General features: G+C 63.5%; 20 protein-coding genes. 11 read left to right on the top strand and 9 right to left on the bottom strand.

The window, feature by feature from the left end; genetic code table 11:
* Positions 1–106 precede the first annotated feature (106 nt).
* The 3 genes from AC5RWG_RS15445 to AC5RWG_RS15455 all read left to right on the top strand — a co-directional run bounded on the left by AC5RWG_RS15445 (position 107) and on the right by AC5RWG_RS15455 (position 3,812).
* Positions 107–595 (top strand): pyridoxamine 5'-phosphate oxidase family protein, encoded by a 489-nt coding sequence (locus AC5RWG_RS15445; RefSeq protein ID WP_494001602.1) that lies wholly within the window; start codon positions 107–109, stop codon positions 593–595.
* A gap of 50 nt (positions 596–645) precedes the next feature.
* Positions 646–1,185: a hypothetical protein gene (locus AC5RWG_RS15450; protein ID WP_494001603.1), complete on the top strand. Its 540-nt coding sequence runs from the start codon at positions 646–648 to the stop codon at positions 1,183–1,185.
* A 260-nt stretch (positions 1,186–1,445) separates the two neighbouring features.
* A complete protein-coding gene (locus AC5RWG_RS15455; RefSeq protein WP_494167285.1) occupies positions 1,446–3,812 on the top strand; it encodes a putative bifunctional diguanylate cyclase/phosphodiesterase in 2,367 nt (788 codons plus the stop codon).
* Positions 3,813–3,872: 60 nt separating this feature from the next.
* Here AC5RWG_RS15455 and idi read toward each other — a convergent pair whose 3' ends face one another.
* Positions 3,873–4,403: an isopentenyl-diphosphate Delta-isomerase gene (idi, locus tag AC5RWG_RS15460; protein ID WP_494073491.1), complete on the bottom strand. Its 531-nt coding sequence runs from the start codon at positions 4,401–4,403 to the stop codon at positions 3,873–3,875.
* A 275-nt stretch (positions 4,404–4,678) separates the two neighbouring features.
* On the opposite strand from idi, the gene AC5RWG_RS15465 reads away from it, so the two are divergent.
* Positions 4,679–5,866, top strand: a complete 1,188-nt coding sequence (locus AC5RWG_RS15465; RefSeq protein ID WP_494167286.1) for a CaiB/BaiF CoA transferase family protein — start codon at positions 4,679–4,681, stop codon at positions 5,864–5,866.
* A gap of 3 nt (positions 5,867–5,869) precedes the next feature.
* Here AC5RWG_RS15465 and AC5RWG_RS15470 read toward each other — a convergent pair whose 3' ends face one another.
* Positions 5,870–7,480, bottom strand: a complete 1,611-nt coding sequence (locus AC5RWG_RS15470) for a PucR family transcriptional regulator ligand-binding domain-containing protein (protein WP_494073489.1) — start codon at positions 7,478–7,480, stop codon at positions 5,870–5,872.
* A 168-nt stretch (positions 7,481–7,648) separates the two neighbouring features.
* On the opposite strand from AC5RWG_RS15470, the gene AC5RWG_RS15475 reads away from it, so the two are divergent.
* The 3 genes from AC5RWG_RS15475 to AC5RWG_RS15485 all read left to right on the top strand — a co-directional run bounded on the left by AC5RWG_RS15475 (position 7,649) and on the right by AC5RWG_RS15485 (position 10,443).
* On the top strand, positions 7,649–8,809 hold the full coding sequence (locus tag AC5RWG_RS15475) for an acyl-CoA dehydrogenase family protein (RefSeq protein WP_494167287.1): 1,161 nt from the start codon (positions 7,649–7,651) through the stop codon (positions 8,807–8,809).
* Positions 8,810–9,112: 303 nt separating this feature from the next.
* On the top strand, positions 9,113–9,535 hold the full coding sequence (locus tag AC5RWG_RS15480) for an ArsR/SmtB family transcription factor (protein ID WP_494073487.1): 423 nt from the start codon (positions 9,113–9,115) through the stop codon (positions 9,533–9,535).
* Positions 9,532–10,443, top strand: a complete 912-nt coding sequence (locus tag AC5RWG_RS15485; protein WP_494167288.1) for a cation diffusion facilitator family transporter — start codon at positions 9,532–9,534, stop codon at positions 10,441–10,443. Before AC5RWG_RS15480 ends, AC5RWG_RS15485 begins: the two co-directional genes overlap by 4 nt.
* Before the next feature lies 1 nt (position 10,444).
* Here AC5RWG_RS15485 and AC5RWG_RS15490 read toward each other — a convergent pair whose 3' ends face one another.
* The 3 genes from AC5RWG_RS15490 to AC5RWG_RS15500 form a co-directional block, all read right to left on the bottom strand.
* On the bottom strand, positions 10,445–10,843 hold the full coding sequence (locus AC5RWG_RS15490; RefSeq protein WP_494073485.1) for a hypothetical protein: 399 nt from the start codon (positions 10,841–10,843) through the stop codon (positions 10,445–10,447).
* Positions 10,844–10,854: 11 nt separating this feature from the next.
* Complete coding sequence (locus AC5RWG_RS15495; protein WP_494167289.1) at positions 10,855–11,331, bottom strand: J domain-containing protein; 477 nt, start codon at positions 11,329–11,331, stop codon at positions 10,855–10,857.
* Positions 11,332–11,428: 97 nt separating this feature from the next.
* Entirely contained in the window at positions 11,429–11,851 is a 423-nt protein-coding gene (locus tag AC5RWG_RS15500) for an Hsp20/alpha crystallin family protein (RefSeq protein ID WP_493987766.1), read from the bottom strand.
* Between the two features lie 108 nt (positions 11,852–11,959).
* Here AC5RWG_RS15500 and AC5RWG_RS15505 point away from each other — a divergent pair, with 108 nt between their 5' ends.
* Together AC5RWG_RS15505 and AC5RWG_RS15510 are read left to right on the top strand one after the other, a co-directional pair.
* The gene (locus tag AC5RWG_RS15505) at positions 11,960–12,313 is read left to right on the top strand and encodes a MerR family transcriptional regulator (RefSeq protein WP_494167290.1); all 354 of its coding nucleotides are present in this window, start codon (positions 11,960–11,962) and stop codon (positions 12,311–12,313) included.
* Between the two features lie 83 nt (positions 12,314–12,396).
* Positions 12,397–13,020: a class I SAM-dependent methyltransferase gene (locus AC5RWG_RS15510; protein ID WP_494167291.1), complete on the top strand. Its 624-nt coding sequence runs from the start codon at positions 12,397–12,399 to the stop codon at positions 13,018–13,020.
* A 49-nt stretch (positions 13,021–13,069) separates the two neighbouring features.
* Here the strand turns inward: AC5RWG_RS15510 and AC5RWG_RS15515 are convergent, their stop codons facing one another.
* Complete coding sequence (locus AC5RWG_RS15515; RefSeq protein ID WP_494100984.1) at positions 13,070–13,294, bottom strand: hypothetical protein; 225 nt, start codon at positions 13,292–13,294, stop codon at positions 13,070–13,072.
* A 151-nt stretch (positions 13,295–13,445) separates the two neighbouring features.
* Between AC5RWG_RS15515 and AC5RWG_RS15520 the strand changes: the two genes are divergently transcribed.
* Positions 13,446–13,643 carry a YegP family protein gene (locus AC5RWG_RS15520; protein ID WP_494167292.1) on the top strand — a complete coding sequence of 66 codons (198 nt, stop codon included), beginning with the start codon at positions 13,446–13,448 and terminating at the stop codon, positions 13,641–13,643.
* A 616-nt stretch (positions 13,644–14,259) separates the two neighbouring features.
* Here AC5RWG_RS15520 and AC5RWG_RS15525 read toward each other — a convergent pair.
* The 3 genes from AC5RWG_RS15525 to AC5RWG_RS15535 all read right to left on the bottom strand — a co-directional run bounded on the left by AC5RWG_RS15525 (position 14,260) and on the right by AC5RWG_RS15535 (position 23,117).
* Entirely contained in the window at positions 14,260–14,502 is a 243-nt protein-coding gene (locus AC5RWG_RS15525) for a hypothetical protein (protein WP_494167293.1), read from the bottom strand.
* A gap of 668 nt (positions 14,503–15,170) precedes the next feature.
* On the bottom strand, positions 15,171–17,507 hold the full coding sequence (locus AC5RWG_RS15530) for a HelD family protein (RefSeq protein WP_494167294.1): 2,337 nt from the start codon (positions 17,505–17,507) through the stop codon (positions 15,171–15,173).
* A 111-nt stretch (positions 17,508–17,618) separates the two neighbouring features.
* The gene (locus AC5RWG_RS15535; RefSeq protein WP_494167295.1) at positions 17,619–23,117 is read right to left on the bottom strand and encodes a DUF3320 domain-containing protein; all 5,499 of its coding nucleotides are present in this window, start codon (positions 23,115–23,117) and stop codon (positions 17,619–17,621) included.
* A 206-nt stretch (positions 23,118–23,323) separates the two neighbouring features.
* Here AC5RWG_RS15535 and AC5RWG_RS15540 point away from each other — a divergent pair, with 206 nt between their 5' ends.
* Positions 23,324–23,986: a hypothetical protein gene (locus AC5RWG_RS15540; protein ID WP_494167296.1), complete on the top strand. Its 663-nt coding sequence runs from the start codon at positions 23,324–23,326 to the stop codon at positions 23,984–23,986.
* Positions 23,987–24,321 lie beyond the last annotated feature (335 nt).

Raw genomic sequence — 24,321 nt, forward strand, 5'->3', positions numbered from 1 at the left:
GCGCGCACTTCCCTGTTCAAAGGTTCCCGCCCGCCACCACCATTGGCCTCCTCGGAATTAGAAAGTATGCTGAGGATTCCCTGCACCCTAGTCGGAAGGTGGTTTCATGGCGAACGATGATGAAGGACGCAAGGAAGTAGCCAAGATCCTGAAGGACGCCGACATCGGCGTCCTCACCACGGTCAATGCCAGCGGCCAACTGTTTAGTCGGCCCCTGGCACTACAGGAAGCAGAGTTCGACGGCGACCTGTGGTTTGTGACGCACGATCCCTCGCCCAAGGCCAACGAAATCCGCGCCAATCCGCACGTCAATGTGTCGGTCAGCGGGTCGGACGGCTACCTGTCCATCTCGGGCACCGCCTCCATCGTCCGGGACCAGGCGAAGATCGACGAACTGTGGGGCCCCATGATGGAACCGTGGTTTGAGAACGGCAAGGACGACCCCACGGTGGCCTTGCTCCGGGTCGAGGCCCACACCGCCGAATACTGGAAGCCCGATTCCCCCAAGGTGGCCACGCTGTTCAAGCTGGCCAAGGGAATGGTCACCGGGAAGCAAGCAGACGACGTCGGCAAGAACGACGTCGTCAACCTTTAGCCGGAGGCATCTGCCGATCGGCACCACAGCACGCACTTAAGGAGTCAGCAATGTCCGGAAATCTTTTGGCCCGTTCTGTGCACGACCTTACTGCCGCCGCCTGGTTCGGCGGTTCCCTGATGGGCGCCATCGGGCTTAACGGGGCGGCCGCCGCCGCCCAGGATCCGCGCGAGCGCACCCGTTTGTCCAGCATCGGCTGGATGAAGTGGGCGCCGGTCCAGACCGTGGCCTTCGTATCGCACCTTGCCTCCGGCCTGCCGCTGCTGGCGGGCAACAAGGGCAGGATGGTCAAGCAGGAAGGGGTGACGCGGAATACCGTCATCAAGACCGTCGTCACCTTGGCCGGCGCGGCCGTCACCCTCTACGCCGGAATGCTGGGCAAGAAGGTGGAGAAGATGGCCGAACAGGGTGCAGAGGGCGCCACCGAGCCGTCACCGATGGCGTCACCGGAGCTTAAGTCCGCGCAGAAGCAACTCAAGCTGCTGCAGTGGACCATCCCGGCCTTCGCCGGCACGGTCATCGTGCTCGGTGCCAAGCACGGCGAGATGCAGCGGCCCGCCACCTTCTTGGAGGGGCTGCTCAAGCACTAAAGGTGAAGGCCCGCCCACGCGGTGTGCAATGTCCGGAGCGAGCCGGACAGGTGCCGCGTTCGGGCGGGCCACCTGCTCTCCGTCTTTCCGCGGCTGGTGCCGGCCACGAAGTCGCGCGTCGGGCGCCGGCTTCCCCGTGGCCCTCCCCTGGTTCGGAGCGTCCGCCGCTGGCTGCACGGTCTGGGCCTGCTGCACGGTTACGATGGTTGAAACGTTAACGCGGGACGGCAGAAGTGGGGAACGGGCATGCCGGCAGCATCATGACGGCCACCAAGGCGGCGGCCGCCTGCGCGTGGGCTGCCATCGCCGGCATTTCCGCTGCCGGGCTGCTTGTAATGGGCCAGGTCATCGCGGCTTCGATCGTCGCTCCGCCACGCTTCGACCTCGTGGCCGTCCTCTCCGTGCTGATGCTGGTGCTGGCTTGGCACCTGCGCGTGGATACGCCGCTCATGCGCCGCCAAACCACCGCCGCGATGACCGCTGCCGTGATCGTCTGCAACGACCTCACCGCCCCGCTGCACGAAACGGTGGCGGTGGTGGGAGTCGGGCTCCTGGCCACCCGCGTGGTTTTCCGGCGCTTCCGCTGGGGAGAGGTGTATTGGTTCATCAGCCGACTGCTCGCCTCCGCCGTGCTGGTCGCAGTCTTCCAAGCCCTGCATGCTGCCGGTTTTGCGTGGCCGGCCGCTCTGCTGGCCGGCTGGCTGGCCTTCTTCATGACCGCGATTGCCGTCGAGCGTGCCTTCGCCACCACGGCCACGCGCAGCAGCACCTTCCGCAACGGCATCGGTTGGGCGCCGGCCCTGTGCACGCTGGCCATCAATCTGCTCCTGTGCCTGGCCGCCCAGTACGCCGCCCTCCGGTTCGGCCACGACGGCGTCCAGTCGCTGCTCCTGGTCTTCGCGTCCGTGCTGGCGCTGGCGGTCACCGGCTGGCTGCGCAACCGCGAACTGCGCCGGCGCCTCACCGGCCTGGTCGACGCCTCGCTCGAGCTGCCGTGGAGCCCCGACGGGCTCGACAGGACTCTCCTCGCCGCCGCCAGCGCCTCGGTGCGCGCCGACCGCGTGTCCTTGCGTCCAGAAGCGCCGCAAGAAAGGGAAATTGGTGTCCGGATGCGTCGCTGGGACCACGGCGACAACTACCTGGTGGCCTCGCGGAACGGCGGCGCACAGTTCACAGAGGAAGACGAGCAGGTGCTCGACGCGCTGGCACACGTCGGCAGCATCATGGTCCGGCACGATGAGCTGGTGCACGAACTGCGGCTGCAGGCGGACACCGATGCCCTGACTGGGCTGGGCAACCGGCGGGCCCTCTGGCAGCGGCTGGCCGAGATCAACGCCGGCCGCCGCCCCGGCGAGGCCATCGCCGTCGTGTATCTGGATCTGGACGAGTTCAAGGCCGTCAACGACAGGCACGGCCACGACGTGGGCGACCTGCTGCTGACCGCCACCGCGCAGCGGATACGCTCGGAAATCCGAGAGGACGACGTGGCCGCGCGCATCGGCGGCGACGAATTCGTCGTGGTGCTTCGCGACGTCACCAGCGAAACCGGCGCCCGCGCCGCCGCCGAACGCATTGCCGCCGCGATCGCGCGCCCGCTCACCGCCCGCGGCAACACGCTGCGGGTGCGGGCCAGCACCGGCGTGGCGTACTCGGATCGCCCGGCACCCGATATCGAGGAGCTGCTGTGCAACGCCGATTCCGGCATGTACGGCTCCAAGCGGCTGCAGCAGCGGCTGCGCGACGCACAGCGCGACGGCTCGGAGGCCGAAGCCTGTCTGGCTGTTGCGGTTGAACGCGGCATCCGCCGGCGCCTGTTGCGTGTGGCGCTGCAGCCCATCGTTTCGCTGGATCTGGATGCGATCGTCGGATTCGAGGCCCTGGCCCGCTATGAAGACGACGAACTGGGCAACATCCCGGCGGACCGGCTGGTCACCGAGGCGAACCGGCTGGGCCTGCTCAACGAGCTGACCATCCAGGTGATCGATGGTGCGGCGGCGGCGATGGCCCGCATCAGCGAAATCACCAGCGTCCGCTCCGTCTCCGTCAACGTGGAGCTGGGCCAGCTCGCCACCGGATCCCCCGTCGTGGACCGGCTGCGGCGGATGCGCGCCGAAGGGCCGGAGCTGAACATCATCGTGGAGCTGACCGAAAACTCGTTGGACAAGATGTCCGAGCAGTCCCGGGCAGCCCTCGTACAGTTGCGCAGCGAGGGGTTCAGGATCGCCGTGGACGACTTCGGCTCCGGCTACTCATCCATGAACGCGCTGACCGAGTTCCCCTTCGACATCGTTAAGGTGGACCGCTCGCTGGTCAGCGGCGACGACGGAAGCGCACCGAACGACGACGAAACCGCCCGCAACATCGTCGTCAGCCATTTGATCGCCATGTTCACCGCGCTGAAGGCGGACGTGGTGATCGAGGGCATCGAGACCGCGGAGGCCGTGGAGTGGCTGGCCGGCTGCCCGGGCTTGAATGCGCAGGGCTTTTACTTCGGCCGGCCCATGTGGCCGGACGAACTCATCTCCCGGCTGGTCACCTCGGGCACGGCAGCGCTGCCGGCGCCGTCCCGCCGCGAGTCGCGCCCGGCCATGGCCGGACGGACGGCCGAACATTCGCCTGCTACCTAAAGGCGCGGGCCGTCCGGCATCCGGCTGACGCCGCAGTGCCCGCACCAATCCCTGCGGACGCTAGGCCAGTCGTTCCAGGGCCTGCAGCTGAAGCACGATCCACGGGCTGAAGGCCCACGGCGCCGCGGTCGCGGCGCTCCGCAGGTCGGAGGGGCGCACCCAACGGTATTCGGCCACCTCGTCATCGCGCGGCGACAGTTCGCCGGCGGCCAGCGCCGTGTAGACGGGGCAGAACTCGTTCTCCACAATGCCGGAGGCGTCCACCGCGCGGTAGCGGAAGTCCGGCAGCACCAGCTTCAGGTCTTCCAGCCCGAGCCCCAGCTCGTAGCGCACCCTTCGCCGCACGGCGTCGGCCATCTCCTCCCCCGGGGCCGGATGGCCGCACGCGGAGTTGGTCCAGACGCCCGGCCAGGTCAGCTTGTTCAGCGCGCGCCTGGTCACTAGCACGCGGCCCTCGGCGTCGGAAATATGGCAGGAAAAGGCGAGATGCAGCGGTGTCTCGCCGGTGTGGATCTCGGCCTTGTCGGCGACGCCGGCGGGCTTCAGGTTCTCGTCCAGCAGCACTACCTGCTCGGTTGTTTCCGCCGTCATGTCGGCCCGGACCCGGGCAGCTGCCGTTGCCGGGAGAGCTCCCGGCGGTCTGTCATGTTCATACCAGCCATTGTATGGGCGGCAGGGAGAGGGCCGTTTGTCTGAAGGGCGAGTTGCCTGGCGGGCGGGCGGCATGCTTCGGCACAAGGGAATAAGCAACGATCCAGCCTCACCCTTGGACGAAACGACCAGCCAGTGGCCAACACATCCGATCCCGCGCCTGCTGCCCTGCCGTAGACTCAACGCCACTTCATGCTTGTTCGGAAGGACGGATTGTGCCTGACTCCCCCACTGCCGCTGCCCAGACTTCAGCAGCGAGACCCTTGGAAGGCCTGCTGGTGGCCGACTTCTCCCGGGTGCTCGCCGGTCCGCTGGCCACCATGACGCTGGCCGACCTGGGTGCCCGGGTCATCAAGGTGGAGCGCCCGGGCACGGGAGACGACACCCGCAGCTGGGGTCCGCCGTATTCCCCGACCGGGGCCACCTACTTCGAGAGCGTGAACCGCAACAAGGAGTCGGTCTGCCTGGACCTGGCGGATCCCGGCGACCGGCGGTTGGCCCGAAAGCTGGCGCTGGCGGCCGACGTCGTGGTGGAAAATTTCAAACCCGGCGGGATGGACAGGCTCGGCCTCGGGTATGCGGACCTCGCGGCCGACAATCCGGGCCTGGTCTACGCCTCGATTTCCGGTTTTGGTTCAGCCGAAGGTGCGTCCCTGCCCGGCTATGACTTCATCGTGCAGGCGGTCGGCGGCCTGATGAGCATCACCGGCGAGGCGGACGGCTCACCCTACAAAGCGGGTGTCGCCCTGGTGGACGTGCTGACCGCGAAGGACGCGACCATCGGGATCCTCGCCGCGCTCAACGCCCGCGCTGCCACCGGCCGGGGCAGCCGGCTCGAGGTCAACCTGCTGTCCAGCCTGCAGGGCGCCCTGGCCAACCAGGCCCAGGCCTATCTGGGAGCAGGCAAGGTCCCCCGGCGGATGGGCAACGAGCACCCGTCCATCGTTCCCTATCAGCTGCTGGAATGCTCCGACGGCCCACTGGCCGTCGCCTGCGGCAACGACGGGCAGTTCCGGCAGCTGGCCGCTGTCCTGGGAGAGCCGCAGCTCGCGGACGACGAGCGTTTCGCCACCAACAGCGCCCGGGTGCAGCACCGCCGGGAGCTCATCCCGCTGCTGGAGGAGGCCCTGTCCGCCGCCTCCGCATCGGTGTGGCAGGGCAAGCTCACCGGCGTCGGCGTTCCCGCCGGCCCCGTGGCCGGCATCGACGAGGGCATCCGGTATGCCGAATCACTGGGGCTGGCACCGACCATCGAGGTCCGCGATGCCCGCGGGGGGCCCGCCGGCCGCCAGGTCCGCCACCCGATCTCCTGGAGCCCGGCGTTCGAGACACGCACCGCTGCCCCGCCCGCGCTCGGCGAACACACCACATCTGTGCTGGAGTGGCTGCGCAACCTGGACTGAACGTCAGAGCCCGCGCCGGCGGAGGGCCAGCCACAGGTGCGCCGCGACGTCCGGATCGTCGAGGCTGACACCGAGCAGGCGTTCGGCCACCGCCATCCGGTGGCGCAGCGAATTCCGGTGCACGTTGAGTTGGCGGGCCGTGTCCTCCCAGTGGCCCCGGTGGCGGAGGTAGGCGGCCACGGTCTCCAGCAGCTCGGCGCGGCGGTACCCCGCCAGCGCCGCGACCCACGCATCGGCGCGGGCCTCATCGTCGGCCGCCAGTTCCACTAGCTTGCCCGCAGGCGCCGCGACCGCCGCACGGTGCACCGCCGACATCGCCCCCGCCACGTCCGCCAAGGCGAGGGATTCCGTCCAGGCGGCACCCGTCTCCGTGCCGCCCGAGGCAGCTGCTGCCGTGGACGCGGACGTTGACGCAACCTTGACTGCCTCGGCGCCCGCGCCGCCTCCCGACCAGGCCAGAAGCTCCGCGTCGGTTTCCCCGTCCGGCTGCGGGTTTGCCGCTGCCCGTTCCGCGAGCCCGGCATCCAGCAGGAAGTAGGCCACGCCGTCGTCGCCAAAGCGCAGCGCACAACTGGCCAGCGCCGCCGCCGGCGAGCCGCCACCGTCGGCCGGCCGGAGCCGGGACACCGCACCGGCGAGCGCGGCGAGGGAATCCGCCGTGCCCATCCGCGCGGCCAGCACGCAAACCCGTTCGGGCAGCTGCCCAAGGTTTCCGTCGGCGGCTACCAGACGGGCTGCCTCCACCTGCCCTCGGGCAACCAGCTTGGCGACCACGGAGCCGAGCACCGTCGTCGTCCCCTGCAGCTCCTCGCGCTGCTGGGCCTTCAGTGCCAATAGGACGCAGACCGTGGTGATGATCTGCCGGTCGGCCTTGGTCAGGGTCCGGCCCGGGCCGATGGCCAGGAAGCCGTCGATCCGCCGTCCGACGAGGATCGGATACTCGACGACGGGAGCGCCGTGCAGCCAGAAGGTAGCGGCGGAATGGGTGCCGGCGACGTTGAGTCGTGTGGTTTCCAGCCTGAGGTGCGGCAGCAACGGCAGCGCGCTGGCCGGCCAGACAGTCGCCTCCGTCCCGGCTTCCGCTGGCAGATAGGCCGCCCAGCCACCCAGCGCCTGGGCCAGCCCCTGCACGACCGACGGCAGGGCATCCGGACGCATGGTCGCCCGTGCCAAAGCTGTCTGCGTTCCCAGGTTAGCTATCAGATCGGCTTGACCGCTCCGCGAGGCCAATTCCCAGAACATCCGCGAGACGTCCAGGAACGGGACGCCGTCGGGGACCACGAGCAGCTCCACGCCCTCGGCGGAGCAGGACCGGACCAGCTCCGGCGGCACGCTGTCCAGCCCTTCCCCCAGCCCAAGCCCAAGGGCGGCAACCCTTTTGGCCGCCAGCCGCCGCACGTACCCGTCCACGGCTGCGGCACTTCCGCTCAGCGGGATGCCGGTGGTCAGAAGCAGCTCGCCGCCCTCCAGATAGGCACCCGGGTCTGCCAGCTCGGACACGTGGACACCGGAGAGCTGGATCCCCGGCACTGATCCGGGAACGGCCGGCCTGAGTGAATCTCCGAGTTCATGGCTGAGCTGGGCGAGGGAAACCATGGACTGATTATCCAACATGGCCCGAAGTCTTAGGCAGAATGTCCGATGCCCCTTTGCGGTGGCCGCGTTAGCGTTGCCCTATGACCAATGCGCTCACCTCCGCGACCGGCGCGGCGGGCGTGAGTTTGGTCCCTGCAGCCATCCCAACCTCAGTACCCTCACCGTAGTTCCGCCGAAGGGAAACCCATGTCTTTGAACCATGACCTGATTTCGTTCGAATCCCTGCTCACCGAGGAGGAACGGCAACGGCAAAAGAACGTCCGTTCCTTCGTGGACAGCGCGATCAAACCGAACATCGCCGGCTGGTACGAAAACGCGGTGTTCCCGCTGGAGATCGTGCCCGAGCTGGCCAAGCTCGGCCTGCTCGGCATGCACCTGGACGGCTACGGCTGCGCGGGCCGCTCCGCCGTCGAATACGGGCTCGCCGGCGCCGAGCTGGAGGCCGGCGATTCCGGCCTGCGCACCTTCGTCTCCGTGCAGGGTTCGCTGGCCATGAGCGCGATCCACAAGCACGGCTCCGAGGAGCAGAAGAACGAGTGGCTGCCGCAGATGGCCACAGGCGAGGCCATCGGCTGCTTCGGCCTGACCGAACCCAGCGCCGGTTCCGACCCGGCCAGCATGAAGACCTTCGCCCGCCGCGACGGCGACGACTGGGTGCTCAACGGATCCAAGCGCTGGATCGGCCTCGCCTCGGTCGCCAAGGTCGCCGTGATCTGGGCGCAGACCGACGACGGCGTCCGCGGCTTCGTGGTGCCGACCGACACCGCCGGTTTCAGGGCCACCCCGATCGAGGCCAAGCTCTCCATGCGCGCCTCCATCCAGTGCGACATCGAACTCACCGACGTCCGCCTGCCCGCCGGGGCGCTGCTGCCGAAGGCCAAGGGGCTGCGCGGCCCGTTCGAATGCCTGAACGAAGCCCGCTACGGCATCATCTGGGGCGCCATGGGAGCCGCCCGCGATGCCTGGCAGACCGCGGTCGACTATTCCAAGGAGCGCATGCAGTTCGACAAGCCGCTGGCCGGCTACCAGCTCACCCAGGAGAAGCTGGTGAACATGGCGCTGGAGATCAACAAGGGCTTCCTGCTCGCCCTGCACCTGGGCCGGCTCAAGGACGCCGGACAGTTGCAGCCCCACCAGATCTCCGTCGGCAAGCTCAACAACTGCCGCGAGGCCATCGAAATCGCCCGCGAATGCCGCACCATCCTCGGCGGCAACGGCATCACCCTGGACTACTCGCCGCTGCGCCACGCCAACAACCTCGAATCCGTGCGCACCTACGAGGGCACCGACGAGGTCCACACCCTGATCCTCGGCCAGAAGATCACCGGCGTCCCCGCCTTCCGCTGACACGACACCACACTGCGCGGTGTCGAACTGCCCGCCGGGCGTCGGCATCGGCGTCGTCGTGGCCCCAGCCAACCGCGACACAGCGCGTTTGGGCCCCAGGGCCGGAGACTTCGACATTTTCCGACCGAAGACCTCCCATCTGGCTTTCGGCAGCGGAGTGCACCTGTGTGAAAACACGGTCAGAACGACGGCGGTGCACGGCGCGGCTCGGTTGCCGCGCCGAACGCACGGACCCACCACGTCAACCGCGCAGCCTCGGTGAGGGGCGACGACAAACCTGAGCTTCAACGATATCATCGCCATATGACGATGCAGCGGGAACGGACTGGTGGCGGCCGTGCCGGCGACTTGGCGCCGGCGGCCGCTTTATTCCACAGCCTTTCGGACCCCACCCGGCTGACTATCCTGCAGCACCTGACCACGGGCGAGCACAAGGTCCGGGAGCTGACGGAACACCTCGGCCTTGCCCAGTCCACGGTCAGCGCCCACCTGTCGTGCCTGAGCGACTGCGGCCTGGTCACCTCGCGCCCGGTCGGGCGGGCGTCGATGTACTCGCTGACCACCGAGCCCGAGCTGCTCGCCGCCCTGGCGTCGGCCGAGCAACTCTTGAAGGCCACCGGCTACGCCGTCGAGCTGTGTCCGACGGTTGCCGGCGGCCGGGCTGCCGCTGAGGCGCCTGCCGCGGAAGCGGCCCCAGCGGCGCCCTCATCCGAGGCGTCGGCGTGAGCGGACACCACCACCATGCCGGGCCCACGCACCGCGGCCGGCTGGCCATCGCCTTCGCCATCACCGCCTCCATCCTCGTCGCCATGGTGGTCGGCGCCTTCCTGACCGGGAGCCTTGCGCTGCTGGTGGACGCCGGACACATGCTCACCGACGCCGGCGGGCTGCTGATCGCCCTGCTCGCCGCTTCACTCATGGCCCGCCCGCACACGCCGCGCCGCACCTGGGGGTACCTCCGGATGGAAGTCCTGGCCGCCGGAGCCCAGGCCGCGGTCCTGCTCGCGGTCGGAATCTACGCGCTGGTCGAAGGTTTCCAGCGGCTGTTCCACCCGCCCGAAGTCAATTCGAGCGGCCTGCTGGTCTTCGGCATCATCGGCCTGCTGGGGAACATTGCCGCCATGCTGGTGCTCAGCGCCGGCCGGAATGCGAACCTCAACCTGCGGGCGGCTTTCCTCGAGGTGGTCAATGACGCCCTCGGGTCGGTGGCCGTCATCGCCAGCGCCGTCGTCATCGCCACCACCGGGTGGACCCAGGCCGACGCGCTGGCCGCGATGGTGATCGCCATCCTGATCGTCCCGCGCACCGTCAAGATCCTCCGCGAGGCGGGCAGCATCCTGCTGGAAACCGTGCCCAAGGGCCTGGATCTCGAGGACGTCCGCCAACACATCCTGGAAGTGCCGCACGTGCTCTCGGTCCACGACCTGCACGCCTCGCGGATTTCCTCCAACATCCCGGTACTCAGCGCGCACGTGGTGATCGAGGATTCCTGCTTTGTGGACGGTCACGCCCCGCAGGTCCTGGACCAGCTCCAGCAGTGCGTGGCGGAGCACTTCGAGCTGAGCGTGGAACACTCCACCTTTCAACTGGAACCCGCGGGCCACGTGGAGCACGAGCACCCGGGCCACGACTGACCTAAGACCCGGTCCCGCCTGTTCCGTAGATGAACTCCTCGGCGTGAGCCACGGCCTTCTTGAACGAGTCGTTGCGTAAAGCCGCCTGTTCCGGGCCGCCGTTGACGCTTTCCGTGTAGTTCGTGAAGCCCGGCCGCAGCGCCCATATGCCGCCGGCCGGCGGCAGGTAGAACACGGCGAAGGAGCGGTGTTCCCCGTCGTCGTCCTCCCACACCGGGACGACGGCGACGGCGGCGCCGGTATCGACGTTGATCCACTGCGCGCGAGGCCGCGGCTGGCCTTCCTCGAAGACGCTCGGGTCCAAGAACGGCGCGGTCCCCGGCCCCCAGCGCTCCTCGAACCGTTCATGGAAAACGGGAAACAGGTGATGGTCGTACCGACGCCAACTGGAAACAGGCATTGATCCTCGCTTCATCGAAAGGGGAATAGCAGCCACTCAGGCCACACGGTATCCTCGGGCTCCGGCCGTGGGAAGCCGAGGTAGACCGGATCCGCCACCTCCGTGGCCGGGCGCGGACGCGGGACAGGGCGCGGACGCGTCCTAGGCGTCGCGGGCCGTCCCGGCGAAGCCGCCTGCCCGCCACCGGGCGAAGCCGCCGTTGGGTTGCCCCGGCGGCCGCCTGGCGAAGACGCCGCCGTTTGCCCGCGTCCGCCGCTCCGGACGCGTCCGCGGTCGTAATCTGCGCGGCGGCCCACGTCTCCCAGGACAGAGTAGGCCTGCAGGATGGCCCCCATCGCCAAGCCGTCGGCGCGCGACCGCGGCGCATCGCCGTCGTGGTTCAAATCAGGATGATGCAGGCGCAACATAGCCCGGTAGGCGCGCCGGATGTCCGCATCGCTGGCGTCGGGCGCCACACCCAGGATGGCGTAGAAGTCGGCGTCACCCATGCTGGCCTCCCTCCTGCTGCCGGAAGCGTTCGCCGCTCATGGCCAGCCGGTGGCTCCGCCCGCGCCCGGGCGTCACCACCGGCTGCGATCCCACAGGTCAGGCGTCGATCATCTGCTTGGTGTCTCCGCCTTTGATCTCGATCTTACGCGGCTTGGCCTGCTCGCGGATGGGGATCCGGAGGGCCAGCACGCCGGCTTCGTAGTTCGCCGTGACCTTGTCCGTATCCAGCGTGTCGCCCAGGATCAGCTGGCGGCTAAACGTGCCGCTTGGCCGTTCGGCGGCAACGACTTCCTTGCCGTCCTCGATCTTGGACTTGCGCTCCGCAGCAACCGTGAGGACATTGCGTTCAACGTCCAGGTCAATGGTGGACGGATCGACGCCGGGCAGGTCGAGTTCGACGACGAACTCCTCGCCCTCGCGCCACGCATCCATCGGCATCGCCACCGGGCGAGCCTGGTTTCCGAAGACCTGCTGGGTCAGGCGGTCCAGCTCACGGAAGGGATCAGTTCTCATCAACATGGCAGCCTCCTTCAGTTCTTCTTCTCGGCGCTCACTAAATCTATGTTCGAGCGCATAGATATTATGACTCTGCGCTACTATGTTTGCAAGTCGGTTTTGGGAGGAATTTTGGCACGCGAGAAAGAGCAGCAGCCGCGGACGAGCAAGGGCGTCTACGGCATCTCCGTGGTCTCCGACATTGTGGGCGTGGGCGAGCAAACCTTACGCCTGTACGAACGCCGCGGCCTGCTGGAACCGGAGCGCACGGCGGGCGGCACGCGGCGGTACAGCCAGGACGACGTTGACCGCCTCCGCCGCATCGGCGAGCTGGTCGACGACGGCGTGAACCTGGCCGGCGTCGGCAAGGTCCTGGAGCTGGAAGACGACAACGCTTCGCTGCACCGGCAGCTCAAAGCGGCCAAGGAACGTGCGGCCGGACAGGAGCAGCGCGAGGAACCGGAGGAAACCACGCGGCCGGCCTGAACGCCCTCCCTTCCGCCCGGCACCCGGAGTAGGGTCGACACCGGGGCCTACTGCGGAGCCGAACCGAAGAAAGGACCACGCTCATGGGACTGCGAAGCGCGCTGTTCGCCGCGCAATACGATGCCGCCATTCGCCGCGAGCCGGCGGAGCTCGCGTCGCACCGCAAGGCCTTGCTGTCCGGCGTGAGCGGGGTTGTGTACGACGTCGGTGCGGGTACCGGCGCGAATCTGCCGTACTTCCCGCCGGGGTGCTCCGTGACGTTGGTGGAACCGGACCCGAACATGCGCAAGCGGCTGGAGTCCAGGGTGGGGTCCCGCTGGGCAGCGGTGGGCGTCGTGGATGCGGTAGCCGAGGACTTGCCGGCCGAGGACGCGAGTGTGGATGCGGTGGTGTTCACCCTGGTGCTGTGCAGCGTCCCCGACCAGGCCGCGGCCCTGGCCGAAACCAAGCGCGTGCTCAAGCCGGACGGCAAGCTTCTCTTCTTGGAGCATGTCCGCGGCCCGGGCGCGCACGGCAAGGTGCAGGATTTGCTGCGGCCGGTGTGGTCGTTTGCTGCACAGGGCTGCCAGCCCAACCGGAATACCGCGGCGGCGATCACTGCCGCGGGCTTCAGCGTGGCGATGCAGGATAAGTTCGCCGTCGGCCCGGCCTGGCTGCCGATAAATCCAATGGTGGCGGGCACGGCAACGCCCGGAACCAACCGCTAGGTTGTCTCCGGGCGCTGCGCGGCGCGGGCCGCTTAGGCGGAGGCGTTTGTTACCCGAAGCCGCCGAGCTTGTCCTTCATCCCGCCAAGCTTCTCGCCCAATCCCCCGGGGAGCTTGCTCAGGAGCGCGTCGACGTCAATGCCCAGCTTGGACAACAGCCCGGAGTCGCGCTCGGTGTCCACCTTCTGCGGCAGTTCCGCATCTGCCGCAACTGCCTGGTCCTCGTTTCCCTGCTGCTTGAGGAAATCGATGATCTGCTGCTTGTCGATCTGCATGGGTTTTTCCCTTCGCTAGCGTGTCAGCGTACTGTCCACTCTCCTCGCGGGGGGCACGTGTGGCAAGGGCTCAAGACGGCAGCAAACCCCGGATGGCATACTGTTTGGACTCCACAGCGCCGTGGCAACCTCGTGGACAGGAACGCATGACATGGCTGGGCATTTCGAAGTGATCAAGGCGCCCGACGGCGGTTACCGGGTCAGGATGCTGGACGGCAAGGGAAATCTCATGGCCGAATCGGTGACGTATCCGTCCCTCCAGGAGGCCAAGGACGGCATCGAGCTCGCACGGGAAATCGCCGGCACCGGCCGCGTGATCGACCGGACGGACAGCGACGCAGGTCCATAATCACGGCAGCCGAGTGCCTTCGCTCCTCCTAGCGCCACTGCAACTCGCCACCCGCGCGTAGCGTCTAACACTGGGGTGCAGCGGCACTCCCCGGGACCCCTGCAGCACAATCCCGGCCATTGCTGCCAGTGGCGGAAAAGTCGCGGCCGATCACATCGTCGTGCACCACCAAAGCGGCTCCAGCAGCTCGAACGCGGGCCGCCATCTTCGTGCAGCGGTTGGGATCCTTCCCGTCGAAGGCTGTGTAGGCCAAGTGCACCATTCGGAAGCGCAGCCGCTTTGCGCCGACCAGGGCCGACTCGATGTGGTCCCACATCAAGGGGAAGGACTGCGAGGCCCTGCAGGGGCTGGCCCGGTTTCGGTCCGCGAAGTCCTGTTCAACCAGTGAGCCGAACAGTTTTCCGCTGCCATTACTTGACGACGGCGGGGCGGGCTCCAGCCGGTCGGTCTGCCGGATCAATCGGCGTCTGTTGGACATCACCGGCCCGGCAACCCCTGACTGCTACGGCGGGATAAACTCCGGTGATTTAAGGGGGCTGGCCACCCACGGCGCCGGATGGGGCTGCAACGCACCTCGGTCAGACAAGAAGAGTGCATTGATTTGACCGAACGTTAATTAGACAACTCTCAGCTGCCCAATTACGTAATCTGCTTCCGCTGAAGTCAGATTTCGCAGGCTGGTGAGCTCTCGCCCTACCATATACGTAACTCTTACGAGCTTGTCTTGATTCGTGATGATGCCGATTTCGTCTAATCGTGCAGCCACATCATGAAGTTGTAAGTTCGATGCCAACGCGGTCCGCACTTCAGCGTCGCCATATGGCCCTATATCAAAATAACCAAATACATCTTCCGGCATGCTCCCCCAATCTCCCTGAGTCAACAACTTAGTCCATAGAATGCTGCACCGCAGTAGCTACCGTGAATAAATCGATCCAGCAAGTCAGTTTTAACAGAAGGCGCATCTGGCGGGAGATGCAAGAACTGTTGCCGTCAAAGACACACGCTGCAGACTCCGGAGGATTTTGACCTTTTAGTCTGGTTCGGCACCCCGGAGCCCCATGTTCACGTCGTGCCAAGCGTCTGATGCTCGTAGCTAAGGTGGGTTGTCGCCGCGGCAGTAGCCACCCAGCAATTACTCCTCGTGTTTTCCACGAACGAATTGAGGGCGGCGCCATACATTCGCGCCTTAATTGCTGCATCCCAAGTCAAAAACGAGAGACTTCTCAGTGCGCCAGGTGCAGGTGCGCAGGTTACGTTGCGCTTGAGTGAGTAAACGAACGGAGGGCGCTGAACCCAACCACGAATTCAGCGCCCTCCTGCGAGTCGCATAGCCCAACCACGGCAACTATGCTTTCGCGTCGCCCAACGCGCGGACCCAACCACGAATCCCTGCGTTCGGCAGTAACTAGGTAAGGTCTTGCACCTCTCAATGGGCTCTTCAGCATCCTAGTTTTCCAACGGCCTAGCGGCAGCTCGGCCCTTGCATTTAGTTACAGCCAGTCGGTGTGCTGATAATCCTTCGCACTAGTCTTTGCTCGGTCCTTGCCCCTGAACGATGCGCGCAAGCTCTAGGACAACTGCGCCAAAGAGCTTAGGGTGCACGCTGGAAGTTATCTGTTCCGCAAGAAACTGTGCAGTGCTTTCAACTACCTTCTGCTCTAGTGGCTGCAGCTGGGAAGAGCCTTCCGCTAATTGTTGGAAGGCGGGTTGCGGGTGTTCGGCTGTGTCCGCCCATTCCGGTATGCGGTTTACGTGCATATAGTACTCGACTGGCTTTTCTTGCCATTCTGAGGACTCATCGTCCTGAACGTCGCCGACCTCGCTCTCCCTGCCAAGCCCACCCAGCAAATGCGGCAACCCTCCCGTTGGGTAAACAACATCAAGGCGCGTTGTGGTACGAGTCAACGCGATGTACAGCATCCGCGCGCCATGGTGCATGTCGAGAATGGTCTGAGGGTCGACGACGATGACCGCGTCGAACTCGAGACCCTTTGAATCTTCGGGCGTGACCAGGTTAATGGCGTTGCTCAGGTCCCCAGAGGTTGATTCACTCCACTGGATTTCCTGATCGGTGAAGGCGTCTCGGATCGGCTGCCACTGCTCGGAGACGGCAATGACTCCGACGAATCGTCCCTTGCCACTGTGATGGGTGACGATTTTCGCCACTTCAGACGGCATATCGTCGCCATCAACTTCACTGAACTCCGGTTCTGCTCCTGCCTGACGGATGATTTCCGGGGCCCTTACGTCCGGCGCAGCGGCGGCCAGAACGGGCCGGGCAACGTCGAAGACTTCGGAAGGTACTCGGTAGCCGTGCTCGAGTTCGACGAGCTCTGTGGGGAGGTTCGACTTCAACAAGAGCTTGGCGTTGTCCCACGAATCTGTTGCGTAGGGCCCGGTCGACTGGGCAATATCGCCAACAACCGTCATAGATCCATTGCGGGACCGGCGGTGGATGGCCATTAGCTGCATTTCCGAAAGGTCCTGTGCCTCGTCGACGACGATATGCGAGAAAATTTCTGATTCCCCACGCATGAGTTCTGATACTTCGTCCATCAGGGCAAGATCGGACAAAGTCCAGGGCTCATCCCCGATTTTCTTTGCCATAGGACGATAGAGCAATCCCACGTCGGAGGCGCGAAGCAGAGTCCCGGCCGCCTTCAACAGGCGATCCTTGGAACCCAAGAGCTCGCGGACAAACTGTGCTGCAGTCATCTGCGGCCACATAGAATTGATTGCGTCGTTGAGTGAAGTCGGATCTAGAAGGTCTTGAGGCGAGCGAACGCCGCGCGTTGGAACCTCTTGAAGCGCAAAATTGATTACTGTGTCGCGGAGTTTGGCTCTTCCGTCAAGATAGATCTCGGACTTCAGCTCTCTGATCCGCTGAATCAGCGGCGCTGCGGGAATCGATACGTTCAAGCCACTGCCGCGTCGCTGGATCCGGACCGGCTCCTGCGGCTCCCGAATTCGGTCTACGAGCGCAGCAGCCAACACGTCCGCCATGACTGCGGAACCCTTCAGGGCCGCGACCTCGTCGGACTCCCTCCCCGTTGGCGCGACCTCCGGCCCCAACAGTTCCTGCAGCGAACGTTGGACGACGTCATTGTCTCCGAGATCTGGCAGCACGCGACGGATGTACCGGGTAAACGTCGGGTTTGGACCCACCACGAGCACATCTTCGGGCTTTAGCTCTTCCTGATAGTTGAATAGCAGCCAGGACACCCGGTGTAGCGCCACTGCAGTCTTCCCTGTACCGGGACCGCCCTGCACGATGAGGAGCTGGTCCTTATCTGCACGGACGATTTTGTCCTGCGCGGCCTGAATCGTCTTGACGATGTCCTGCATTGAGCCGCTTCGTTTGCGACTTAGAGCGTTCAGCAGCTCGTCGTCAGGTTCCTCCCAGCCTTCCAGCTCGGCTACCGCAGCCGCTAGCTCCTTGAAGACCGTATCTTCAAAATCCTTAATACGGTTCTTCGGCGCATCGAACTTTCTCCGCCGCAGCACGCCCTGCGGATCCCTTGCTGTTGCTTGGTTATAGACGGCTGCAAGAGGTGCTTGCCAGTTCACAACCAAGAGATTCCGGTCCGCATCGAAGATCGGGGCTTTACCGATGTAGTAGGACTCGCCGTCGTCCAAATCGACGCGGCCGAACGCCACTTCATCGTCCGGTGAGTATTTGGGACGGTTTTCGGTAGCGCGCTTAAACGCTCGGCGCTCGAACGCTGTACCAGCGGACCAATTGTCTGCGCCCCAACCAGCGGCAGCGTTTTCTCTGCAATCTCTGGCAGCGTCGAAATACTTTTGCTCTCGCTGCAGCTCTTCCGACTTGCTACCGTTTGACGCCATTTCCCCGACTGACACTTTTTCTCCTAATATGCCAAGCCTCGTTGCCTGGCCCTTACGATTGCACCCTAACGGCTGCCGCAGACACTTTCGTGGCTAGGCGAATGCATGATGCCTAACTAGGCGACACTAGGCGACGAAATAGTTTCCGTTGTCGTCTTTGACGCACCGGTGCTTCTTGACGACTTGGAAGAGAGCCTTCTGCACAGCTGCCTGTATGTCAGAGCCTGATCGGTTCCAGCCGAATACTTCGCGCACGGACTGTCGGATTTGTTCCTCGTTGGCAAAAACCGCATCTCCAACTACCCCTACAACGGCCTCTTCGATCTCTTCCGGCGGGATGACGGCGACCTTTCGGACGTCTCCGTCGTCCCCTGGAACTCGAACCGGAACTGACGCTTCATTGGGCACCCGGACGAAGCCATCCGAATAGACTTTGGCGCGCACACCGTTGACCCTAGCCATCGTTAGTGCTTGCTTTACGTTCTTCTGGATCAATGACCCCGCACGCCCGACTCCCCAGTCGGCCTTAACCCGTTCCAATACGGTGTCCATATGCATAGGCGCCTCCACGCCTAACACTGCCGAGCAGTAGGCGATCAGGTCAGGCAAGGCCTCAGGTTTACCGGGTTCGTAGGAGTACCACTTGCTCCGCTGACTGTACTTCCGGTATGGAACGGTCCAATCAGGCGCTGCTTCAAGGTCGATTTCCTGGAAGTCCATTTCCTCACGAGCGTCCGCATGCTCCAGTGCGGGCGTTGCCACGACCGGCGCGTCAGCCGTTCGAATGGCCTGCTCGATGGCCGACTTCAGCCGTTGCTCCTGGGTGGCCCTGTCGCGGTACCAGCTGATGCCCCAAATCCTGTGGATGTCCCAGCCAAGACCACGCAGCACCGACTCGCGCAGTCTGTCTCGGTCGCGCGCCGTCTTAGCTGAGTGGTAGGCAGCACCATCACACTCGACGCCAAGAACGTACCTTCCCGGCTGATCAGGGTGTGGGATGCCGATGTCGATCCGGTATCCGGCGGATCCAACCTGCGGCACTGCGCTGTAGCCCCAAGAGCGAATGGTACTGACGACCTCTTCTTCGAATGGGCTTTCAACATCGCCCACCGACCCCGACATATCCTCCGCCAAGGCCGCGTGACCCCGCTCGGCGAAGTCGAGGTAGTTCTTCAGGTGCCTGTTACCCTCGGATCCGGTTTCTTGCACCTGCCCAGCACGGAAGGAGCTGACAATTTCCACGCGACGGCGGGCGCGGGTGATGGCAACATTCAGCCTTCGTTCACCACCCTTTTTCGTCAGCGGGCCGAACATCATGGTGAATTTGCCATTCTCATCTGGACCGTATCCGACGCTGAAAATAATGATGTCGCGCTCGTCTCCCTGAACAGATTCAAGGTTCTTGACGAAGAATCCCTGCAAGCGATCGTGGTCCTCCATCAACCCGCGCAGTAGGTGCTCCGATTCCGCACGTCGCTCGATCGCCTCAGAAACCGCATCGGCTTGCGCCTGCGAGAACGTCACTACTCCAAGGGACAGGCCGGAGTTGGTGCGGCGATGCTCCAAGATCCTGTCGACAACCCTTTCGGCCTCGAGGGGGTTCGAGCGGTCACCACCGCGGCGGTAGACGCCGTTGGCGACGTACTCGTGATGTACACCGAGGTCGCCGGACTCCTGCATAGCCCCAGGGAAGGTGTTGAGTTTGCCCTTATAGAAGCGATAGTTCGAATACGTGATCAGGTCTTCGTGTCGGCTCCGATAGTGCCAGGTCAACGGCAGCGACGGCAGCGCTCCGGATGCTTTACACAGGTCAAGGACACTATCGAAGTCATCGGGGGCTTCGTCGTCCTCTGCATCTACGTCGCCGGTTGAGAAGAAACTAGTGGGAGGAAGCTGCTTTTGGTCGCCCGCCACAATCAGCTGCTTGCCACGGTAGACGCAGTTAACCGCATCCGCCGGCATCACCTGAGATGCCTCGTCGAATATGACGACGTCGAATCTCAGTTCTGAGGGCAAATACTGCGACACCGACAACGGGCTCATCATGAAACATGGCTTCAACGCTTGGGCTAGACCGCCCGCTTCCGTCAGTAGACGCCGGATCGGCTTGTGTCGCGTCTTCTTGTTGGCTTCGTTGGTAATGATCGAGGCGGGCCCGGCGTTCAAGCGCGGACGCCGGGCTGCACATGCTTCCACCACTGAGCTGAAAGAATCTTGGACCAACCGCCGGTCCAAGTCCTGGAACGTTGCCACCAGCTGTTCGCGACTATCCGCGCGATAGGCTTTCAACCGCTTGTCCTTGGCGATTGCTGCCTCAGCCCAAGGTTCGAGGCAAGCCCGTTCGACGGCGATGCGCACCTCTTCGGCGGGCACGCCCTTGTCCTCCAACGCCAAGAGGGTGGCAGAGACGCCCTGATCCGACAGATTTCTCATCAGGCGGTTGAATTCAAACCAGATATCGATATCCGTTCCCGCTGAATCCACCATGTCTTCCAGAAGTGCGTCAGCCGAGGCCAAGGAAGAATCCAGCGATGCAGACAGCTCAGCGCTCTGGAACTCGTCGAAAAAATCGAGCAGCGTTGGCTTCGTTCCCCGCCACCGAACGTCGAATTCGGCAAGTGAGTGGTCCGCTGTTTGGAATTCCTCAAGGTAGGGAATGGCGGAGGCGTCCAAAGGTGCCCCGAGAGCCCTTCGAACCTCCCTGCACCACTGGAAGTCGGCATCCAGTTCAGTCCAGTCCGTCTGGAAGCCCCGGTATCGCTTTCCGATAAGCCGTTCATCAGAGGGAGTATCCCGGTGTACCGACTGCTCCAACTCATAGAGCTGGCCGATACGCGTTACTGAGCCAAGACCGTCCTCAAGACGGAGGGTTGCACCCCCGATGGTTTCCAACCGAGCGCGCTGGTTCGAAGATTGAGCCAGGTGTTTCGCAACCTGCTCGAGACGGGAAATCGCTTCTGGCAGGGAAAGCCCGGTGAGCATGATCCCGTAGTCTGACCCGAGCAGCGCTTGAACCATTTCGGTCACGGATTGGAGCTCTGACTGGGCTTTGTCCGCCGCCGGCAGCAGCCCGAAAGCCGGCTCACCGTTTCGTGCTATCTGAACGGCCAGGGCATCGGGTGCGACCTCTTGGCCTGCCAAGCGAATGGCTTCACGGGCAACTTCGAGCGCTGCACCCAATCTGCCAAAGTCAGTCCGGGTGCCTTGGTAGTACTGACCCAGCCGGGGTGAAAATTCCGTTTCACCGTCCGCCAAGTCCTTCTGAGCCTGTTGCCAGCCCAGTGCTTCGTCAAGCTTCGCGATGATGTCCTTGTTCACCGCGCCACTCTGAGTGACTGCCCGCAATGTCTTCTTGTCTTCCCGAGCCTGCTTGCTCCAGACCCGCAGGCCCTTGCGCTCGGCATAACGGACCTTGAGCCCCACTAGGTCGAGCTGCAGGACCTCAGGTTTAAAGACTGTCTTCAGAGCCTCTTCCCGCTCACGAACCATCGCAGTGAGCTTGTCCAACACACGGGCGCTCTCGTCCAGCGCTCCCTGGACGCTCGGGTTCAACCAGGTGGCTTCGGGCAGGTTGCCGGACTGCGATAGTCGGGCCAAAGCGATTAGAGCGTTTAGCCTATTCATGGAAATCGTGGACGGATCGACTTGGAAAAAATGACTTAGTTCCTCGGCGCGCGCCATAAGCCGAAAAAGGCCAGCCAGTAGCTCCGCGAGTCCGGCTTCTGCCGAGGCGATAGCTGCCAGAGGCATGGTTGAAAGCGATTCGGGAAACGCCAATGGGTCTTCCCCTATGGCCGCCTTGAGCGACGCAGCCAAATTCTGATCGTCAAGGTCCCACGCGCTGCCAAAGACAGCCTCGATCTCGCGGATTAGCTCAGCGCGCTGGTCGGTCAGTCGCCGTAGTTCGGCTGCTCGCTGATCCAACTGGTTTAGGCTGTTCACGATCCACCACGACGCCGGTACCTTGCGACCTGCTCCATAGGTCCTGAGCACTTCCAGCCTGCGCCGAATTCCGTCGTCGTTCATTTCAAGCTCAAGGAACGGGAGCTGGGAATCGAAGAACTCGGCCCCCGCGACGACGCTTCGGACGGCTTCTGCGGCCGCACTAGCTGATTCTTGGGCGCTCTTCCTGTCGCTCATGGACATAGAGTCCCCACGCAACCCTCGCCATAAAAAGGCCTCCCCCTCTTCGGCCGGACGCCAGACCGACGCCAGTTGAGTGGCCTCCTCCAGAATCGCTGCCAGCTGTTCGGCACCAATATTGGAAAGTAAGTCTTTGTCCCCGGTGGGGTAGTTTTCAGCCGCGTTCAGCTGGGACAACCTCCCAAGCACGTCGTGAAGGGACCTCCCCAGTGGACGTCTAATCTCGTTCATTGCTTGTGAGTAGGCGCTCAGGTCCGTCCGGGTGCGTCCCAAACGGTTCCGTTCCAACGACCCAAATGAACTTCGTGCAATTGGCTTCTTCACCAGCTCGGCGTGCAGCGTCTGCACAACTTGCCTCCGAGTAGCTTTATGGCTATGGAGTTCCAAGAGGAACGGATCCAAGTTACGGTCGGCAAGGCGGTCACGCACAACGTCCAGGGCCGCAGCCTTCTCCGACACGAACAGCACGGTTTTATTGTTAGCCATCAACTCAGCAATAATGTTCGTGATCGTCTGGCTCTTCCCTGTCCCGGGAGGTCCATCCATCACAAAACTCTTGCCGTCCCGCGCAGCAATGATGCAGCGGCGCTGGCTACCGTCGGCATCAAGAATGCTGTGAAGCGATTCAGGGACGGTGATCGTATCCAGCTCTTCATCTGTGGGCGGCTCGTACGAGAAGCTAGCAGCGTTCGGCGCATCGGGGCCGAGGGACAACGTCTGGATCAGATCGTTGCTGATGATCGACGCTTCATTTTGTTCTAGATCTCTGTACATCGCCTCTTTGTGAAAGCTGAACGGCATCATGATGACGCGTGGTTCCACTGTCCAGGTCGGCTGCACGCTAACGGCTTGTAGCACCCGCTGAGAGACATCCTCTATGGAGGCGTCATCGTCATCGAAGTCGGGCAACTCAATTCCGAAGTCTCGCTGCAACTTCAGAGCCAGCGCGGAGTTCAGGAACGGCTCATCATCGGTCGGCCCCAAAACGTAAACCTGGCCCGCCTTAGTTAAGCGGACTGGGACCATGAGCAGCGGGCTGGTAACCATCTTGCCATCGGACGGATCGGACCACTTGAGCATGCCGAGACCGATGTAGAGAATCCATATGCCCTTGTCTGCGTACTCCTGCTCTGAACGCTGGTACAGGTGCTTACAGGTGGAGAGGATTTGCTGGTTCGTCTTGTTCCTAACCCTTAGGACTCGGTTTTCGTCAACTGACGGGAGACCTAGGTCCGCTGCGCTAAGCCCATCGTCCTCGTCTGATTCCTCGGCCAACAGATGAACGTCTCCGGCACGGATGAGCCGCTCTACGGACAGCATCCCTGGCTCTACGATCTCGAACGAGCCGCTCTTCGGATGCTGGAAGTACACAAGCTTTTGACGCCGGTCGATCGAAAGCAGGTCCTCACGCCAGGACCGCATCTGCGCAAGAAGCTTCTTGCGTGACTCATCGCTCAGCCGAGCACTAGGCGCAGAAACCACTGCATATCCCCCAACAGTACGTACAAATATCCTTCTAAATCCTACCTGGCAAGGCGACTTTTCCTCGGAGCTTTACGGAGACGTGTCGAGCAAGGCGATCCTGGTAAGCTCCATTCGCCCATTAGGGGCCCCGCGGTAAGACAGCGTCGATCCGCGTCAGCATAGGCACCTGAAGAATCAGGTACTTCATTATGAGAGCCGGACACATGCGTACCCACGACACCGTAAGGTCGGAAATTTTGCAGAAGGCCGCGGGCCATGTGCTTGAATTCGTCGACGCAGGAATGAGCGTCATGGAAGCTACTCGACATGTTGCCCACGAATTAGATATTCATCCAGAGACGTTAATTGCCGCAGTCACAAGGGAAGAATACGATCGAAGTCTTGCGTCGTCCAACAGCAATAGGGATTTTTGGCAAGACCGACTCTTTGATGCTCTAAACATGCTTAAAGCGTTGGAATTAAGTGATTATTTCGCCGCAGGTGCAATTGAACTAACAGCCGATACATTCCGACAGTTCAAGTTCAGAGCTCCACTTTCATATCATCTGCGCCATGCATACGCCTCCCCAACTCTTGGTTCAGAAGATGGCACCTTCGTTATCAAAGCTGTCGAAATGGTCACTCGCCGAACAGCCAAAAATCAACTTGAGACCATAGTTGAAGTTTCGCGCGAGCTCAATATCGGTCGTGCCAATGATTTACGCCATTGGGTCCGTGCCGCAGAGTTTCTAGCCGCACTAAACTTCACAATGGACGAAGATGATTACAGAGAATACCGCTCTGACTTGGAAGATCACGTTCTCGACATCGACGATTACCTTGAAGGACGGGTAGCGCGCGTAACGACGTCGCCCAGCCTCTACTAGCTGCGTTCGAAAGGCGGCTAACCGCAGCCAGCCGTCCAGCGGCAGCTAAGACCTGGCGCAGGACGAGCTCCGTGACCTGCCCAAGCACAACCTGTACATGTTGCCCTTTGGCTGCATTATCGGTCACCCACCGCTAACTCAGTGACCGTGGAACCAAGTATTTTCATGCGGGACAGTCCGACCCTGTGTGCCGAAGTTTACGTGAAGTTGCCTTCCACTGTGCGGTCCCGTTAGTGCTCCCTCATTGGCGCGGATGCCCCCACGCCGGAGGTCCTCCAGACCAGGGATACGGATCAACGTCGATCCGACCCTCCTGGACGGCCTGCATAAGCGTG

It is taken from the genome of Arthrobacter sp. Y3221160 (genome assembly GCF_059092585.1).